Source organism: Methanosarcina sp. Kolksee (genome assembly GCF_000969945.1).
In the GTDB taxonomy this organism is placed as follows: domain Archaea; phylum Halobacteriota; class Methanosarcinia; order Methanosarcinales; family Methanosarcinaceae; genus Methanosarcina; species Methanosarcina vacuolata.
In genome coordinates, this window is the sequence record NZ_CP009524.1 from 1,501,893 (window position 1) to 1,520,442 (window position 18,550).

11 protein-coding genes are annotated in these 18,550 nt (G+C 40.1%); 4 read left to right on the plus strand and 7 right to left on the minus strand.

What is annotated here, in order from left to right:
- Positions 1–117: 117 nt before the first annotated feature.
- Together MSKOL_RS20970 and MSKOL_RS20975 are read right to left on the minus strand one after the other, a co-directional pair.
- Positions 118–573 (minus strand): hypothetical protein, encoded by a 456-nt coding sequence (locus MSKOL_RS20970; protein ID WP_231592492.1) that lies wholly within the window; start codon positions 571–573, stop codon positions 118–120.
- A 71-nt stretch (positions 574–644) separates the two neighbouring features.
- Positions 645–1,058 (minus strand): hypothetical protein, encoded by a 414-nt coding sequence (locus tag MSKOL_RS20975; protein WP_231592494.1) that lies wholly within the window; start codon positions 1,056–1,058, stop codon positions 645–647.
- A gap of 690 nt (positions 1,059–1,748) precedes the next feature.
- Between MSKOL_RS20975 and MSKOL_RS06325 the strand changes: the two genes are divergently transcribed.
- A complete protein-coding gene (locus MSKOL_RS06325; RefSeq protein WP_048119547.1) occupies positions 1,749–2,183 on the plus strand; it encodes a GNAT family N-acetyltransferase in 435 nt (144 codons plus the stop codon).
- A gap of 183 nt (positions 2,184–2,366) precedes the next feature.
- On the opposite strand, the gene leuS is transcribed toward MSKOL_RS06325, so the two are convergent.
- From leuS to MSKOL_RS06345, 3 genes are all read right to left on the minus strand, one after another.
- Entirely contained in the window at positions 2,367–5,267 is a 2,901-nt protein-coding gene (gene leuS / locus MSKOL_RS06330; protein ID WP_048154468.1) for a leucine--tRNA ligase, read from the minus strand.
- A 320-nt stretch (positions 5,268–5,587) separates the two neighbouring features.
- Complete coding sequence (thrC, locus tag MSKOL_RS06335) at positions 5,588–6,805, minus strand: threonine synthase (RefSeq protein ID WP_048154470.1); 1,218 nt, start codon at positions 6,803–6,805, stop codon at positions 5,588–5,590.
- 847 nt (positions 6,806–7,652) lie between these two features.
- Complete coding sequence (locus MSKOL_RS06345) at positions 7,653–8,528, minus strand: PAS domain-containing protein (protein WP_048154474.1); 876 nt, start codon at positions 8,526–8,528, stop codon at positions 7,653–7,655.
- Positions 8,529–8,625: 97 nt separating this feature from the next.
- Here MSKOL_RS06345 and MSKOL_RS19185 point away from each other — a divergent pair, with 97 nt between their 5' ends.
- On the plus strand, positions 8,626–9,093 hold the full coding sequence (locus MSKOL_RS19185; RefSeq protein ID WP_231592497.1) for a DUF2769 domain-containing protein: 468 nt from the start codon (positions 8,626–8,628) through the stop codon (positions 9,091–9,093).
- Between the two features lie 688 nt (positions 9,094–9,781).
- A complete protein-coding gene (anfO, locus tag MSKOL_RS06355; protein ID WP_048154476.1) occupies positions 9,782–10,411 on the plus strand; it encodes a Fe-only nitrogenase accessory protein AnfO in 630 nt (209 codons plus the stop codon).
- Between the two features lie 643 nt (positions 10,412–11,054).
- Here the strand turns inward: anfO and MSKOL_RS06360 are convergent.
- Entirely contained in the window at positions 11,055–12,938 is a 1,884-nt protein-coding gene (locus MSKOL_RS06360) for a hypothetical protein (RefSeq protein ID WP_048154479.1), read from the minus strand.
- Positions 12,939–13,094: 156 nt separating this feature from the next.
- A complete protein-coding gene (locus MSKOL_RS06365) occupies positions 13,095–16,901 on the minus strand; it encodes a hypothetical protein (RefSeq protein ID WP_048154481.1) in 3,807 nt (1,268 codons plus the stop codon).
- Between the two features lie 747 nt (positions 16,902–17,648).
- On the opposite strand from MSKOL_RS06365, the gene MSKOL_RS06370 reads away from it, so the two are divergent.
- Positions 17,649–18,128: a hypothetical protein gene (locus MSKOL_RS06370; protein ID WP_048154485.1), complete on the plus strand. Its 480-nt coding sequence runs from the start codon at positions 17,649–17,651 to the stop codon at positions 18,126–18,128.
- Positions 18,129–18,550: the final 422 nt, after the last annotated feature.

The window sequence follows — 18,550 nt, forward strand, 5'->3', positions numbered from 1 at the left end:
GGAAATCCTCACAAATGGTAGAAATTTTATTAAAAGTACCCGCATGATTTTTTAATAAATACAAAATCTGTAAATTTTACTGCGGAAAATGCGTTACAAGTCTCAGTTACCAAACTATCAAATTATCTTGTCCAGCATTCCAGTAATAAGCTGTAAGTCAATTCCTGTTCCACTGATTAGTAAGCGTTCTTTTTTATTGCCAAGTAACTTCTGTGTCCAGTCAACGAAGCCACCGTCTACAAGTTCTATACCTTCAACAGTAATCTTGAAATTAATACCTTGATAGTAACTGTTTTCAGTTTCTTCTACATTCATTATAAAATCAGTATATGGATATATCTCGCGAAGATGGCAATGAATTCTATCAATAAATCCAATTTTATCAGTATAGCCATTTCTTACGTTCAGAGTTACTGTGAGTTTATGCCCTAATTTCTCTTCGAAATAGTTTATATAAAACTGCATATGTCTGGCTATTGCATCCTTTTCAAAACCATAAGACCCTGTGTTTTTGCCAGAACTAACAATAGTAAACAAGCTAAAATGAGGAACAAATTCGTCAGTCTTATACATTTGTCCGCGAGTAACTCTGCAGGTTGCGGATAAATGGACAGGACTTTTTGTGTTATCAATGGTTTTATTCTTTATTCCATTTGCAAGGTATATGGGAGCATATTGGTGCTGTCTGCAATTAGCTCCAATCCTCTTGTTGCGGAGATAACATTGTTTTGATCAACTTTAGCTATAACAGAACAGCTCCCCAAAAGGCTTGCAGGAGAAAGTAAAACTGATATAAACCCTGAGGCTTCTGCCATTTCGAGCATCATAATTTCTACTTTCTTGACTTTAATGGGATTAAGTTCAGAAGGCTTTACAAATCTGTTGGATTCATACTTGCTTAATATATCACTCGGAGTATTTTTATTCGTCATTTCTTTTGAAAGGACAAGCAAAAATGTGGTGATTTCAGACTGTGACAGCCTGGTTGTAAGTTCATTAATTAAGTTTTTGTTGCCTGCTTTTTCAAGTACATTTTCAATTATATTTTGCTGTTTCATTATCACTCCACTCTAATTTCTTTTTTGTTTATTGAGAGGCATTGTCGGGTCAGTTGAAGAACACTTTCGAATATCTGGATTTTATCGACTTTAGGGATCAGTGGAACTGTTTATCCAACCATCCAGCATTTTTTCCATCCACACGTTTCTATCCACTTGTTTCTATCCACTTGTTTCTATCCACTTGTTTTCTATCCACTCGTTTTCCCTATTTTTTACAGGCAGTCTAAACCTAATTACCGCTTACTACCAACAGTAATAGAAATTTTTGTTGACTTATCAGAAGCCCATAACCTATAATTGGAACTGAAAATCCTTATAGAGAATAACCGTCTCTAAGAGAGTGTCTTAAAGTGAATAGTGCCATATGAAACGGCGTTCCATGACCTGGGTAGACGATATTTATCTTCATGCTTTCCATTTTTTAATACTGAGAGCTCATCCCATAACCAATTTTATTTTCACATAAAAAGAGTTTCAGAACCATTTCCATGATCCAAACCTCGATTGTTCATTAAACATTTGAAATTCAGAGAAGCAATTTTAAGTTTTGGGATGAGCTCTGATACTAAAATACGTAGAACACCGATAATGGAGCATCTCTAACTGCCTTTTTTATACTCTTATGGATTTAAGTAAGGTTATCGTAAAACAAAAGTTTTTGTGGTTGCAAAATCGGAGGATGGATAGATGAGTGCTGAGATCTATGAAGTTGTATTAAGTGATTTTGATGAGATTATCGAGCTTCTTAAGCAACTTTGGCCCGACAAAACATTGAACTGCAATGCATTAATGAAAATAATTTCCAATGGCATTGAATCTAAAGATAGTATCTATCTATGTGCTAAAGTTAATGATAAGGTAGTCGGGTTCTGTTCTTTGATAATTAGAGAGAGTCTCTGGCAGGAAGATCTAGTAGGACATATAAATGAATTGATAATCGACAAATCATTTAGACGCATGAATCTTGGCACTGAGTTATTAGACACTGCTATTGCTGCCGCAAAGAAAAAAGGATGCAAACTAATCGAACTCGATTCGGCATTTCACCGTGAAGATGCACATAAATTCTATGAAAATATCGGCTTCACAAAGAGGGCATATCTTTTTTCAAAAGAAATATAACCCAAAGTCTCCTGGTATGACACTAAAGAGCACAAAGATAAACGTGCAAAAACTACTAAAAAAAGAAAAAAGGAAAGTAGATGCGGTGCACATTTTCTCAGTGCTTTTCGCATCTTTTATGGTTGTAAAGGTTTTTTGGTTTTAGATAAAGCAGTTTGATCAAATTCTCCTATTTATCGACTTTTACTCTTTCTTTTTTCCTTCAATGTAAATTGCTGGCCTGAGAGGTTCAGCAAACCTTGACTTCTTTTCAGGGTCAAAGGCAGGAGAATCCGCACTGTGGACTTCAACAGGACAGCCAATCTCTTTTTCCAGGAAGGAAACCGACTCTTTCAAGAGAGCCTGTTCATCAATATCAGGGCCTGTAAGGATTTCATACCTGTCTGAGCTTCCGCTTTTGAACTCCGGAACGATTTTCTGTACGAACTTCGGGATCTCCTTGCCGAAGCGTTTGAAGTCGGGGTTTGCCATCAGCTTTTTAATAAGGGTACCTACTTCGAGAGAGCATTCAAGCTGCATCTCGCAGGCGCACCTTATCGCTTCGGCTTTCCAGGCAGGAGCCGTGTAGAGGTGGACCTTCTGCGGGGTCATCTTTGTTACCCTTATAATCTCCTCAATGTCTTCCAGAGTTCCCTTTATCGTTTCTTCTGCAAGCTCCGCACCGTCATCTATCAGATCTTCATTATATAGCGGGTACTGGGCAAGAGAGACCGGGTCCTTATGCCCCATTGCTTCCCATATTTCCTCACATAGATGCGGGGTAAAAGGAGACATAAGCCTGACCCAGTTATCCAGCACATAGTAGAGCAGGGTCTCCCCTCCCCTTCTCTGGTACCACTTAATATCGTTTTGCAGCAGGAAGAAAGAGTTCTGGATTGCTTCCCTTGTCTGGATAGAGTAAAGGGCTGCATTTGTATCCCGGATATAGTTCTGTATCCTCGAGAGTATCCAGCGGTCGATCTGCTTTAGCTCGGTGCTCAGATCTGCACGTTTTCCACTTTCTATGACATTCTTTGCAAAAGAATAAAATCTGTCCACCTGCCTTCTGGCAGACTCGATACCTGTTTTCTGCCAGTCTGCATCCTGTGTCTGTTCGGCTGTTGAAAGGATATACATTCTTGTTATATCCGCTCCGTAAGTGCTTACTGCGCTTTCCATTGTCAGGATCGGGCCTTTGGACTTGCTCATTTTCTGTCCCTCAAGAGAGACAAAGCCGTTTACTGCAAGAGCTTTAGGCCACTTTTCCTCTTCAAAGAGGGCTACATGGTGGAATAGGAAAAAGAGCAGGTGGTTCGGGACAAGGTCTTTGCCTGAAGAACGCAGGTCAACAGGATACCAGTAATTGAAATGCCTGCGGATCTCTTCAAGAAGCTCAGGACTGAGGCCAGTATCCGCACTGGCTGCTGCCAGATCACCCTTTCCAAGCAGGACGTAGTCGAAGAATGACAGGGTAAGGTTTTCTATCTTCAGTTCTCCACTTTCGATAAACCTGACAATAATATAATAGCTCATGTAAATTGTCGAATCCCCAAGGGATTCAATCAGCCATTCCTTATCAAAGGGAAGGTGAGTTCCAAGGCCTTTTCTACGGGCGCAGGCTTTATCCTTAAGCCAGTCAATCTTGTTTTCAAACTCGACCCTGTACTCTTCGGGAATAACTCGCATCTGGTCCAGGCAATTATAGACCTTTGCTTTCCATTCGGGATTTGAATAATTAAGGAACCACTGGCCTTTGACCATGTTTACTACACAGGAAGTGCCGCAGCGGCAGACAACAGGTTCACTGAATTCGTAAAAGATCTCCCCGGCGTTTGAACTGATGAAGTCTTTTGTAAGGATATCCTTGATTTTGGAGACAGCCTGTCCTTCGTATTTTCCTGTAAGCTCTTTAAGTACTCCACCGTGGAACTCCCTTCTGTATACAATCTTTGTAGCTTCCTCGGCTTTCGGGTCTTTCTGGCTTGTAATTCCCATGCTTTCAACGATTTCCTTTGCAGGGAATTCTCCAAATTCAGGCACCTTGATAAGGGAAATCAGTTTGATTTTCCTGAGGTCTTCGGTTATCCCGTACTCGCTCAGGTCAACATCATAAAGGTCGCGAAGGGCCAGGTAGTCAAAAGGCGCGTGGGCAGGCACGCTCATGACTATTCCACTTCCGTTTTCAGGCCTGACAAAGGATGCAGGAAGGGAAATTACTTCGTCATCTGTAACCGGGTTTGTGAGTTTTATTCCTATTATGGATTTTGCAGGCATGTCTTCAATATACTCGACTGTCCGGTCCGTAAAAGTCAGTTTTCTGAAAGCTTCTTTGCTGACAACCCAGAACTCCTCATTTCCGTCCAGTGTGACCTTTGCTTTTACATAAGTCACATCAGGGTTGACCCACAGGTTAGTTACACCGTACGTTGTTTCCGGCCTGAGAGTTGCACAGGGCAGGACCATGTCTTTATACCGGAACTTGATCAGCGTATATTCTACAATGGTAGCTTCTTCCCCATGCAGAATATCGTGGTCCTCTACAGGGTTATTGTCGTTCGGGCACCATTTTACCGGATGGGAGCCTTTTACGATCAGACCTTTCTCCTCAAGCCGGATATACTGCCATTCTATGAATTTCTTATATGTCGGGTCAGTCGTTGTAAACTTACGTCTCCAGTCAATGGAGTACCCGATATTACGCATAGCTTTTTCTGATTCGAGCTTGAAATAATCAACAATTTTTTCAGGTGTATCAAGCGTAGGCAGGATGTCTCCGGGAATCCCATGAAGGCGTTCATAAACATCCATGGTCTGAGGGTCCCGATTTGCAATCAGTTCGGCAAGACCCACAATGGGTGTACCTGTCACATGAAAGCCCATAGGGTAAAGCACGTTATACCCGAGCATCCGCTTATGCCTTGCAACAACATCCCCTATGGTAAAAGTCCGGGTATGCCCTGCATGCAGGTTCCCGTTCAGGTAGGGGTAAGGGATGGTTATAAAAAATTTTTCTCGCTTATCGGGCTCGGCCTGGAAAATCTGGCTCTCATTCCACTTTTTTTGCCATTTCTTTTCGATCTCGTGAGGCTTATAATCCTGCTCCATTCATGTTCACGCCCATTGATTATTCTTATATTGAAAAAATTTGATAAACCGTCTAAATTTGATATTACCAAAAGAATTTGATCCGATTAAATTTGATATTACCAAAAGAATTTGATAAACCGTCTAAATTTGATATTACCAAAAGAATTTGATAAACCGTCTGAATCTGAATAACAGTAAGAGGTTTCTGGAAGTTATAACCTCTCCCAGTAAACCATGAAGGATTGAAGGAGCCGGATTCCGGTCAAGTCAATCTTTCTACTATCATCTTCTACGATTATTTTTCCACTATTATTCCTAATGTTAGCGGTTTTCAGATCTTATTCTGCCTTTCCAAAGATAGCTTTCCGGATGGCTTCTATATTTGCATCCACAACAGTAGGCTTTTCGCAGACGTCAATTACAGTCTGCGGGTCTTTAAGCAGGTGTCCCGTAGTAATACAGACAACGGTCTCGTCTCTGCTTATAACACCCATATCAACAAGTTTCTTAAGCCCTGCAACCGAAGCTGCACTTGCAGGTTCGACACCTATTCCTTCAAGCCTTGCAAGGTCTTTCTGGGCTGCAAGGATTTCTTCATCAGTTACGGATTCTGCAGTCCCACCGGATTCCCTGATGGCAGCAAGGGCCTTTTTCGCGTTAACAGGGTTTCCTATCCTGATTGCTGTTGCAACGGTTTCGGGGTTTTCCTCTGGAGTTATTTCAGGAGCCCCACTCTTTATGGCATTTACAATCGGGCAGGAGCCTGCGGCCTGAATCCCGGTCATCTTCGGGAGCGAATCCGTTATGCCAAGCTTCTTAAACTCCCTGAAACCTTTCCAGATAGCTGTAATATTTCCTGCATTTCCTACGGGCAGGACAACTCTGTCAGGTACTTTGAAACCGAGCTGGTCTGCAATCTCAAAACCGATAGTTTTCTGACCTTCCAGCCTGTAGGGGTTGATCGAGTTTAAGAGATAGATTTTTTCCTGGGAGCAAAGAGTACGTACAAGGGCAAGCGCATCGTCAAAATTTCCGCGAATGCTGAGGACCTTTGCTCCGTGCATAAGGGCCTGGGCTACTTTTCCAAGAGCGACTTTTCCTGCAGGCAAAAGTACTATTACCGGAATCCCGGCTTTTGCCCCATAGATTGCAAGGGCTGCCGAAGTGTTTCCTGTAGATGCGCAGGCAACGGTATTCATGCCAAGTTCAAGTGCTTTTGTAACTCCTACAGTCATACCCCTGTCCTTAAAAGAGCCCGTCGGGTTCATACCTTCATGCTTTACGTAAAGCTCTTTAATTCCAATTTTTTCAGCCAGACGGTCGCATTTGTAGAGGGGAGTTCCGCCTTCCCTGATAGTTACAGGCTCTCTTTCAATAGGAAGAAGTTTTGCGTACTTCCAGACCGAAGGGCATTCGGTCTTAAGTTTTTCCATGTCAATTTTTATTGAGGAATAGTCATAAATTACATCAAGCAGCCCATCACATTTGCTGCATGTATAGATTACTTCGTCTTTGGAATACTCTGCACCGCATTCGATACATTTAAGATGATACATTAAATTACTCCTGTTTATGATAATTTTTCCTGTGTATGGTATTTTGAATAATTCGGATGCCTGCTTTATGCTTCGTCCGTTTCAGGTTAGTACAACCTGGAATTTATTTCAGTATAATCTGGATTTCGGATTTGTGTAATATTTGTGTAATATTATAGTTCAATTAGTATAATATTATAGTTTAATAATATTTTGTATCCTTTATACTCTACTTGCTTTTAAATTATACTGTTTTTTGAAATTGTACGGTTTTCAGGCTTTATACTTTATAATAGTTCCGTAACAGCAGCCATATAAAGCATACTCAATCCCACGGGAATTCAGCAACTCTGGAAAGTACTTGGGTTTTTTATCTACTTTATATATATTTATATAACTAAACTGGGCCTGAAAGATAAAAAAAGGTATCCTCTTCAAATACAATGGAGTTTTTTCAACTCGAAAAATGTGCAGCAATTTTATCATACAGTTATAAAGTTTAATCCATTGCTTGAAGTCGTTTTTGAAACTTAAATCTATTTTTAAATTTTCAGCAAATACATGAAATTTACTTTTACTCATGAAATTCCGAAAATAATTAAAATCACTTCATTGGTCATCGGTTAAGGAATTTTCTTGCCAAAAAACTATCAAGTTTTCATTAGAAACCGGCTTTAAATTTTCGCTTCTTTGCATAAAATATATAACCTGTTACAGCCCGCTACTATTAAACTATTTAACAAACGTCATGGGAAGGGACGTAGTTTTCACAATCCCTTACTTAACCAAAAACGCATGAAAATCACTTCAATTCCGATCCTTAAAGCCTGAAGATTGCTTCTTATCTTTCCTGATTTCAATCTAAAGGTCAGGTTCTTTTTACATTTCGGGTTATATCTTCTATAATGCCCTGGAAATGAGTAACTTCTCCTTCCTCATTGCGCTGGATAAAGGTTTTCTCGTCAATCCAGCGGACGTCAGCAGTCTGAGTAAGAATCCGGTACTGGCGGTTGAATTCCTTTCCCCCTTCTTCACAATTTTCCTCAAGTTCAAGTTCCACAAGGAGCAGGTCTTCGGGATGGATTATCTTCCCGTAAAGGATTTTTCCGGAAAGAAAGTCATCTGGAGCGTACCCAAACTGCCTGACATTCTCAGACACATATAACGTAGGCCAGTATTTTTCAGCTTTCCAGAGAAACACTACCATCGGGCTATTGTTAATTACGGTTTCAAGGACCTTTTGCCGCTCAAGGAGAGCTTTTTGTTTTTCCATGAGGGCTTTCTGGCTTTGAAGAGCATCCTTCAGAGCCTTTTCATTTTTAATCTCCTGAGTAACGTCCCTGACTATTCCCTGAAAATTCACTACATTTCCATTTTCATCACGCTGGATAAAGGTCTTTTCTTCTACCCATCGGACTTCCCCCTTTCCGGTAAGAATCCTGTACCGCTGTACAAAGCTTTCATTTCCGGCCTCACAGCATCGGGTAAGTTCCTTTCTAACCTTATCTATATCTTCGGAGTGGACTATGTCTGCATACACCATCCTTCCTGTAAGGAAATCTTCTGCGCTGTATTCAAGCTGGGTTACGTTTTCCGAAACGTACCTGGCAGGCCATTTTTTATCCGGAGCCCAGAGAAAAGCCATAACAGGACTGTTATTAATTACGGTTTCCAGAACTTGCTGTCTTTCCAGTGCTTCACCAAGAATCAGTTCGTCGCTTTCAGCTAGTTGATTGAATCCCATAGCTACTACCTCTCCACCAACCCTTCTGGATACAAAATCTTTTTACCGCCTCAGGTAATATACACTTTTCAAATCCTTAAGCAATATATAATATATTTTGACATCTTATAAATCATGTCTTTCTGCACACAGGAGGAATGTTCTGAGTTCCAGACTCGCAGCAGGAAATAAAGAAGATACCTGGAAAAAGGAAAAATCCGGGGAGAAAACATCTGACATTGTACAGCAGACCAGGGAAGAATTTGGAAGATACTTCGGGATCTGCGGCTCATACCATAACCTTAAAGCCTGCACCTGCAAAAACTGTCCTTCTTATTCAGGCGGTGCAGGGATGTTTTGCTCCAGGGGCAAACATCTGGAACAGGGAAAAAAACTGGGCTGCCTCTGTGAAACCTGCGAACTTTTCAGGAAATTCCGATTTGAAGGGGAATACTTCTGCCTGAATGCCGAAAAACTTGAACTATCCGAAGAAAAACCTGAATTTCTCCTGAATAACTGCGGAAAATCTCCTGAATCCAGTGGAAAGACCAGGTTCTGTGTACTGGGAGAATTAATAAGTAAATAATGGACTCAAAGTTAAATAACCTCAAAGTTAAACGAATTCAAAGTCACCGAAACCTGGATAACCCTGGTTTTTTCCTGAAATTTAAATTAAAGTCACTGATGCTCTCTTATTATAACGATTACAGATTTAAGATTTTTTATTCACAGGATTTGGGGTTTTTATTCGGAAAATTGTATTTGTTTTTCTAACTTGGAACCTATCACAAAGATTTCGATAAACAGACTTTGTATTTTCATGTGGTTTCCAGTTCTATGCAGCTTTCCATTCCCGATTGCAATATCCTTTGGCGGAGTTAATCTGTTCCGGCTTTAATCTGTTCCGGCTTTAATCTGTTCTGGCTTTAATCTGTTCTGGCTTTAATCTGTTCTGGCTTTAATCTGTTCTGGCTTTAATCTGTTCTAGCTTTAATCTGTTCTTGTTTTCTTTGTTTATAGTCAATGTTTTTCTTTCCGGAAATCTCACAGTTCATTATTTCTCTAAAACAGATAGTCGGCGCGTTCCGATAAAATATGAAAGGATCATTGTTCGCCTGATAAAATGGACTGAAAGCGCGTCCACAAACGATATATCACAGGTTGCTAAATGAGTCCAGCAGAGCTTATATAAATCGAGTAATAATCAAATGGTAAGCAATTGTTTTAATCACATTCCGAATCTCATAAATTTCAACACGATAGGAGGACGCGCCTTGAAAATAGCAGTTGTGGAAAACGAGAACCAGAAAGCGAGTTCAATATTCGAACCAGGATTCATTGCAATATATGAGGAAGACGGCGGGGAATGGAAAGTTCTGACCCGGTTTGAAAATCAAGTTTGCAACGCGAAAGGCATGGCTGCGGTACGCACGGCTGTAGCGGATACAATAAAACAGCTTGGCGACGTAAAAGCAATTGTTGCAAGTGAAATCCCAGGGATAGCGTCCGGGACTTTTCAAGCAGCGAGATTTGACATATTCATTGTGGAAGGTAATGTGCCGGATCTTCTTGATTCAATCAAAAAAGAAATGCTTGAAACAATTGAAGAACGCCAGAAAGAACCGCCAAAATTTGACATCATGCAATTTCTGGAACCCGGTGTGAATAAAGGTGATTTTTCGATTAATATAGAAGACGTCATGTTTAAAAATCCAGACTTGACTTCAAAGAAAATTCTGATTCCCTATCTGGAAAATGGAGAATTTAACAGACTGGACGTCATTTGTGGTCATATTCCGAAGTGGTTTATCACAAATTTAGGCGCCATGGGGTTTGAATATGAAATCGTGACCGATTTGCCGAATAGAAAAACTGTTAGAGTAATGCGCATGCAAACTCCATAAAAGACAAGACTGTCTTATAGTGAGTAATAGCGGGAATTGGTTTTCGTCTTTCAAGAACCAAAATCCTAAAACCCTATAATTCCAAGAGATCTAAAAGTAACCAATGAACAGCCTCTAACAACAATAGTCTCTAACAACTAAAGATTAAATGGCTTTAGGATGATCTCATTTAGAAAATAGATCGTAAAAAAAGAAATAAAAAAATGTCTCTTAATTAAAGAATTAATCCCTTTGGAATCATACCCTTTACCATTACCTAATATTCGTAGGACTTACGCAGTTGAACTGAAAAATTAACAGCGTTGAACCGTTAAATGTCTAAAACGTGACTATAATCAACAGTCTTTGCCTTAATTGATTTTGTTCCTCAAGTGCGTAAGTCCTAATTCGGAGTATCGTATCCCATTTGATTTCTTATCATAGCATTTTCATGTTTGATTCATTGATCTTTTTTGACTGGTGTCAGTTTTGTCTCCAAAAGTCTCTTCTTCAGCTTCTTCTTTGATTTCTGCTTCTATTATTTTGTCTATAACTTTCCCCTCTTCTACTTCGGTCCCGGCTTCTTTAATTAGATCTTCAAGCTCCTAGCACTCGGGAATTACTTCATTAATAGCACGGGCTTCAGCAGTTTCCTCGGAGACCTTTACTTAAAGCTCCTCACTTTCTCAATAATCTCTATTGGAAGGTTCTTTATTGGAAGGTTCTTTATTGGAAGGTTCTTTATTGGAAGGTTCTTTATTGGAAGGGATTTAGATCCTCTTTCATCTATTGGGGAGGTAATCTGATCTTTTTTTGAGACGATCTCATTGTCCGTGTCTGATGGTAAGCCTTCAGTTTTATATGTTATATCAAAAAGCAGATTCTGGAAGTCGTCGAACTCCGGGTTTTTAAAAGCAAAGACACCTCCAGCGGGCAGTACAAACCGGTTCCCCAGTGGTGCAAACAAATTTAACAAATCATTGACTTCTTTTTCATATTGAGATTTAATCCAGGTTGCGTTGTTTTCCAGACCTTTAACATTTCTTTCTAACAAAGCCTGGTCAATATCTCCCCAAAAATTACCATCATGATTGATAACTGTTTCTTTGAAACTTATGGACGGCTTCAGTTCGATAACACCCTGTGTCCCGCATGTGACATCGATAGTTCCTTCCCATCCCACTTTGGCGCTTAATGACATCCTTTCATTAGTGAAACCCAGCGGGTGGCATAGGAATTCATGATGGACATAAAATTCACCATTGAGTTTGATTGGTAACGTGTTACTACTGGTTGATTCTCCGAGCTCTACGGTAAACCAGAATTTATTAGTAATCCAGTGGTCGACCTCGATTGGGACGTTTTTAACTACCGCCCATACTTCAACATCTTTTGCGTTCCAATTAAAAGTTTTGTCATATGTATATTTCCATCTGGAGCTACCTTTTTCGGGGGACTCGGTCAAAGTCCACTCGAGTCCTGATTTCTTAATCAATATTGAGTCGTCTCCTTTTCGCTCGCCAGTGATATAATGGCCAAGTGCTTCCTGCAATTTAGGCAGGATGAATTCTCCAAAGAAAAGACTCTTAGCAAGGACAAATCTACCGTCGTACTCGTTACTGCTCACCCAATTGTTATTGAAATTAGGCTTTGTAGGATATGGAAGAGGTTTCTTAACAGTATCAGTAGTCAAAAGAAAGTTCAATGTGCTTTGTGACCGTTTAGATTCATCCTCTTCAAAAAATATCCAGTAGGTTCCCCCAGTGGGTGTAAATGTCGGTGGAATAGATGGATCCGAATCAGGTGTTTTCTCTTCAATCGAGTAACCCAATACAAAAGGATGGTCTGTTTCCGCCAGATCCCTGAAGTATTTGGTTAGACCTGTCTGGAATGAAATCAAATCATCTTCTGTAAAATCCTCTGAGAGAGTTATTTTGCTCTCCACTTCATCATAGTTGGCAATGTTTGCGTTCTGAAAGTCCATTAACAGGTGACGGATAGTGAAACATTCATCATTGAATTTGTGTAACATGTTTTTGACCACATCCGGCACTGCAATACTGTTCTGAATGTGGTCTTGTTCGATCTGGGCAAAGTTGACGTCAACGTCAAATACGTACTTCCAGTCACTGATTGTGACAGAGTCTTTGTCTTCACCTACTCCATAAGTAAGGGTACCCTCTGGAATGTTAAGAGCCAGCTTAACCTGGAAGTTCGGCGCCTTACTGGTTCCCAGGATCACCTCAGGTGCATCCATCTCTCCCTCGAACGAATAGTTAAGTGTAAACCTTCCATGTTTTAATGTGTATTCCCATTTCATTTTTCTACATTCTTCATCTAAAAGGTCCCAGAGCAACAAAAGCTGCAGATTGATAGTATCCTGAGTAATGGCTGCGACCATGTCGTAGCCAGTGATACAGTTTCCAGGACTCTTGCTTGAAGAAACCGCCTGCATCGAATATATTTTATTGTTAGTAATTGATTGTTTACTTATTGTTTTACTGGAAAGGCCAGAAACACCCATTACATCTAATCTTTGTTCACTCATTTCTTTTTACCTCCTTAGATAAATATTTTTCAACAAATTAGCACAAATGTGTCTACTATTGCGTCAACAGTAAAATGTAGTATCAAATCAATTGTAATTATTCGCAAGCGTTGAATCTTTGAAGATTGACGCAACACTACAATCTTACGTGTTAACTCATTCTGATATGCAAATAGCTACAGTTCTGCCACCGCGTATCGTCGTCGCTAATAAACCTTCTATGATTGAGACAACTGCGAAAATCGCACCAGATTCTTTGTCCGGATCGAGAGTCGCCACTGCATTTAACATGCCACCATGAGAGCGCACAAAAGTTTCAGCAAAAGTTGCTACGTTAAGTAAAATTTCCCCAGCATTTGGACCTTCAGTAACTTGGTCTATCAATTTGTTTATCAATATCATTAATCCCAGAATACCACTGATTGGCAAACAAATAAAATTCCATACCTCAACTCCTTTCTTCACTCCTTCATTATCTCCAGGTGTAGTTACTTTGATGAAACTGCCAAGGAAAATCGCAATAGAAGTACCCCAGCTAAGATTGTAAAGATCGTCTTCCAAACTCCTTTTTAGTTTAAATGGGAAAGTAACAGCTATTTTAACAAGCGAAAGTAAAAAATTAATATATTCCAAAGGTTTGGGGAGTTTCTCCATTGAATATTTGATGGAGCGTAAAAATAAGGCATAGGCATCAGCAAAAAAGTAAGCTGCATAACCTACATATTTGTATATTTTTACTCCCGTTCTATCATTAATCTCAGTTAAAGCAATATCAATCGCCTGCGACTTTCTCTCAACTGGTGATTCTGTCATGTTAATAATTTTTTCCTCATCTAAGGCAATATTAACTGCCTTCAACCTTGTAGAAACTGGTAAGTCTGTAACTTCAGTAACTTCGTCCCCAGATAAAGTAATATCAACTGCCTTCGACCTTGTCGCGATTGTTGTCGTTGTTAGCTGTGTTGAATCATCGCTAAGAGCATCGAATAACTCCTGATATCCCATTTTTTCCAGGTTGCCAGACCCTCTTTGATAAGGGCTGCGTCCAGTTAGCACCTTGTAGAGCATGGTAACCGGAATGGAAAGCATAAGGGAAACCACATCCAGCAATGAGAAGTCATCACCACCACTTATGAATTTGTAGAATGCAGAAAGGACAGGAATATGTAATGTAGAGTTAACGATTTCTTTAATTAGCGAAAATGCGCTTTCAAGAACTTTCAAGAGACCGCTTATGGTCGTACGAGCCAAGCCTATAACTTGTTTGAGCATATCTTTACTCAGTTTGGTGAAACATTCACCTATTGTCAGGTTATTAGTGGTGAACAGATCATAGATATCTCTGGTGAAGGTACAAACTATATTTGCTATGTCTTCACCTAATGGATAGACCACCTGAGTAAAGAAAACTGTTAGTGGATCCGTGTTACTGCTGACAGAAAAATCTGAATTAGACGATGCCTCCATGCTCTGCATAATATGGTAGTTTGCAAAATTACCAGGAGCGGAATCCAAAAAGTCTTGGGCACCCGAGTAGGAATCACAGAACTTCTTTCCTTCACTAAGCAAATTCAGAGAGCTTACTTCACTTGGAATTGGTCCAATCTTGTCGATTTCTTTTTCGATTTCGTCAAAAAAATTGTTGACAATAGTCTCAGCATCACCTATTTTGTGTTTGGCAAGTTCGAGTGTTTGATTGGTCACATTAACGATAATTTTCTTAGTCAGAATGATGTCATCCCAATCAAACATGAAACCGAGCCACTTGACGAGATCCTCAAAGAAAACCTTAATTTTCTGAAACACCCAGCTGATAATGTTCATCGCAATTTCTACTGTTTCGATGGCAAATTTAAGGAGTTTACCACCAACTTCAACAACAAACTCGAATACGCCCTCAGCCACCTGAACAATAAATCCTCCCACTTTTTCTATGCCGCTCTCAAGTGCTTTGAGCACATCACCGGCAACGCTCTGAATGGCATTTCCTATATCACCGATATCCAAAGCCAGGGCCTGAGCTGGTGAACTACCAAGCAGTTCAGGACTAACTGAGTCAAGCTTGAAGCTACTATTAACGATGGTTTTGCGTGCATCCCTACCTTCGTAATAGGTCACATTATCATCATCAAAACGCATACCCCAGAAGTAATCACCCTTAGTATTCGAGGCAGAGAGCAGATTTCGACTACTTCCTGTCGGATCGCGTAAGAGTGCCGCAAAGGTAGTAGGTTTTGAAGGGTCACCTGTTCCGCCGCTTACAGATCTGCTGGCGCTATCCTGAGGTAACGTGTTGGCAATATCTGTGAGTTTTTTGATTGCACTAGCTGCACTATCAACTGATTCTTTGCTTACGGAATCTGAAACCAGCTTATTCCCATCAGCTAGAACCACAGCCCGCAACTCGTCACCAGACTGTATCCTGGATAACGTATTGCGCACCTTGGTAGCTGGGTCAATATCAACCACACTTTTCAACCATTCAGCACTCAACTCGAAAACTGGAGTTGAGATGGTTGAAACTCTATTAATGATGGTGATGTTTCCTGCCAGATCTGGCTTGAGGGTGATTTGATTTTTGGCATTACCCAATAAAGTGTGAGCCTTCCCGTTCACTTTGAGGTATGTCCAGGCTGACGACTTTAGATTCAGCTCGATATCAGTCACGGGAACTCCAGAAGCTTGATCGCGGAAAGACATATGTGTTGTATAACAGTCGAAGCTGAGCGTATTTTCAGTGTCGTAAAGTGGAATATTAGTCTCGTACCACTGAGTATTTTCTGGGTCCTGCCACAGGTAAATTAGGTGATTAGTGTTGCTGACCATGAACAGCTGATTAGCTTTGTAATAACGGTTACGTAACGCTGCAGTCTGGGAAACATCTCTACAAATTTGCAGAACTGGCTGCCATGTAGTCTGAGAAGAGAAAGGTGACACTGTCATCCCTAACATCCCATCACTGTTGACCATCCAGAGTGTTACAGACTTATCATCCTGACGAGCGAGCAATGTTTGAACCGTAGGAGTTATGTCCTTCTCTGCAATCGTGATGGGTTTGGTGGCACCTTTACGAAAGAGATAAACTCCCTCGCCTGCTGCGTAGACATTATCATTACTGCTGCCACTTGGCAGGACGGCAAAGCTGTTGATCTTGCTGCCGAAGGGCTGTTGAAAAAAAATCGAGAATGTCTTACCATTAAATCGTTTAATTGGAAAGGATGTAAATTGCAACGATTGCCCATATATAGTGTCATAAAGAGAGTAGACACCTGGATATCCACGTTGTTTGCCAAGCGCTAGAGAATGAATTTTGATCGCGTTTTCTGGGATTGTGAGATGTTCCCATATCTCACTTTCCTCAAGATTGGTATTGAGTCGATAATATTCAGCTTGGTTATCTTTCTCAATTGCTACCACAGCAAGTACAGAGGACGTGGTTGAAGAGGAATCTTCTCCCATGTAGATCTTTGTCATTCTTGATCCAGATACCTGGAAAGGTCGAACGTGCCAGTACTGAGCAAAATTGTCCCACTGAATAGTTGTGTCAGATTTCAACAATTGTGAGGAGACATACATTGTTGTCTTGCTCGCGTTCGATGAAGATGAAACTGAGCAGGCTAATACGATTGGTCCAGAACTCATCTGAACCATCTCAAATGCAACTACATTCCCGGGCTTTTCGTCTTCCACCTTTGGCGTAATATCGTTCTGCTTCCAGCCAGTTTTGCTTCCTGAATCACGAGTGATTGCATAAAGCCGCTTATCGGATCCAACCGACACAATGATTGGTTCACCTTCACTATCCTGGGCTACACAAAAAGAGTTTTCAATGCTTACTGGCGAACCAGCTTCGTAATTTTTCATCAAATCTGAAGAGACAGTGAGCATAATTGGTTGTTTATCTGATCCTGATTCGGGCATTAACAGGATCTTTGAGTTTTCGATTTTTTGGCTTACAGTCATATAATACCTTCCAAGCTACATTACTATCCATTTACAAATTATCTTGAAACTGAAAAGCGATCACATTTTCTAAAATATGTATATAAGTCTCTAGAAAATGCAGTACACAGACAACTGCAATTTCACAAACGACTGAATTCCAAACTTTACAATTTATAAGCATCAATATAATTTGTACTACCAAAGCCTCTAACAATTAACACTTTAATTGACTTAATAAAAAATTGATTACTAAGCACACTAATTTCAATTTGCTGCGTTTCTTAATATCTACTCTAATTTGTCCCCATTTTTTCCCAATATTACTGGAAAATCAACTATATGTCCGTAAAAAACACTATATTCCTTCGATTGTAGAACTAATCCCACAGGGTTTATGCGAGTATAGTAGATTTTTCCAACGGCAAGCAATTGTTCTAGTCACATTTGACATATTATAAATTTTAACAAATTAGAAGGAAGTACCTTAAAAATCAAAGTTGTAGAAAACGAGAATCAGAAAGCGAGAATCAGAAAGCGAGTTCAATATTCGAATCAGGATTCATTGCAATATATGAGGAAGACGGCGGGGAAGTTACAGATTTAGGCACCATGGGGTTTGAATATGAAATCGTGAACGATTTGCCGAATAGAAAAACTGTTAGAGTAGTGAGCATGCAAACTACATCCTCGAAATAAGGCCACAGCTTTTTGGAAAAATCAGAATATAGGTAAACCTTATTACCGTTTAAGGAAAGTAATGGTATAATGGACGGAAGGGGAGCAGAAAGAGGACCTCTGCAACTGGACATTGGCATAGTTGTATCAGGGCTTGGAGGAAACTCCAATCAGGAAAGGGACCAATTCAATGGGCTTGTTTCCTTTTTTGGCGTTGATTTTGGACTATATATCGGGCCATCATATAATCCGTTTCGGACTATAGGACCAAGTATCGGCATCGGTGTGGTTATAGGGTCTAATGGTTTTCTGGCTGCAAAATTAGGCATCCATTTCAGAAGAGCATTCGGTTTAGCTATGTTGTTTCCTATAGTTCCTATTTATGGTGTTACTGGATCAAGCTTGTTAGCTGCGCTGCCTATTTCAGAAGGAGCTAAAGTTGCAGCAACTATTCCATTACTGTTAGTGCCGGCAGCAGTCGTATACCAGGGAAACCTCAAAGAATTACGTAGGCGCGGAATAGAAACTTTAACGGAATTAAGAACACATCTGCCAGGAAAAAAATATTAATTCATAAAATTAAACCTGTATCTATTAAACCTGAATCTGTTAAACCTTAGTCTGTTAAATCTGAATCTGTTAAACCTGAATCTATTAAACCTTAGTCTGTTAAACTTAAATCTGTTAAACCTGAATCTGTTAAACCTGAGTCTGCTAAACCTGTATCTATTAAACCTGGGTCCGGAAATAATGCCTGTGAAACTTTCTCAAGCCATATCTTTAGAAATCTTCTTACTTTCCCAGGGACTGACTCTTTAGCAAGTTTCTGGAAATCACAGGTTCGGGTGGTTAAAGATTATCCTGACAGAGCAAAGATCTCTATTGTTGCCATTAAACCAGTTATCTTTCAAGGATCTGGCTATACTTTACTGCACTGGGTCACTCCTCTTCACGATTTTAATAAAATTTGCTGGGTACCGCTATCGGAGGGT

What these genes read in the sequence shown, in the direction of transcription:
- MSKOL_RS06325 (WP_048119547.1), top strand. Translation starts at nt 1,749, where the DNA reads ATGAGTGCTGAGATCTATGAAGTTGTATTAAGTGATTTTGATGAGATT.
- MSKOL_RS20970 (WP_231592492.1), bottom strand. Translation starts at nt 573, where the DNA reads ATGTATAAGACTGACGAATTTGTTCCTCATTTTAGCTTGTTTACTATT.
- leuS (WP_048154468.1), bottom strand. Translation starts at nt 5,267, where the DNA reads ATGGAGCAGGATTATAAGCCTCACGAGATCGAAAAGAAATGGCAAAAA.
- MSKOL_RS06365 (WP_048154481.1), bottom strand. Translation starts at nt 16,901, where the DNA reads ATGACTGTAAGCCAAAAAATCGAAAACTCAAAGATCCTGTTAATGCCC.
- MSKOL_RS06370 (WP_048154485.1), top strand. Translation starts at nt 17,649, where the DNA reads ATGGACGGAAGGGGAGCAGAAAGAGGACCTCTGCAACTGGACATTGGC.
- MSKOL_RS20975 (WP_231592494.1), bottom strand. Translation starts at nt 1,058, where the DNA reads ATGAAACAGCAAAATATAATTGAAAATGTACTTGAAAAAGCAGGCAAC.
- thrC (WP_048154470.1), bottom strand. Translation starts at nt 6,805, where the DNA reads ATGTATCATCTTAAATGTATCGAATGCGGTGCAGAGTATTCCAAAGAC.
- MSKOL_RS06360 (WP_048154479.1), bottom strand. Translation starts at nt 12,938, where the DNA reads ATGAGTGAACAAAGATTAGATGTAATGGGTGTTTCTGGCCTTTCCAGT.
- MSKOL_RS06345 (WP_048154474.1), bottom strand. Translation starts at nt 8,528, where the DNA reads ATGGGATTCAATCAACTAGCTGAAAGCGACGAACTGATTCTTGGTGAA.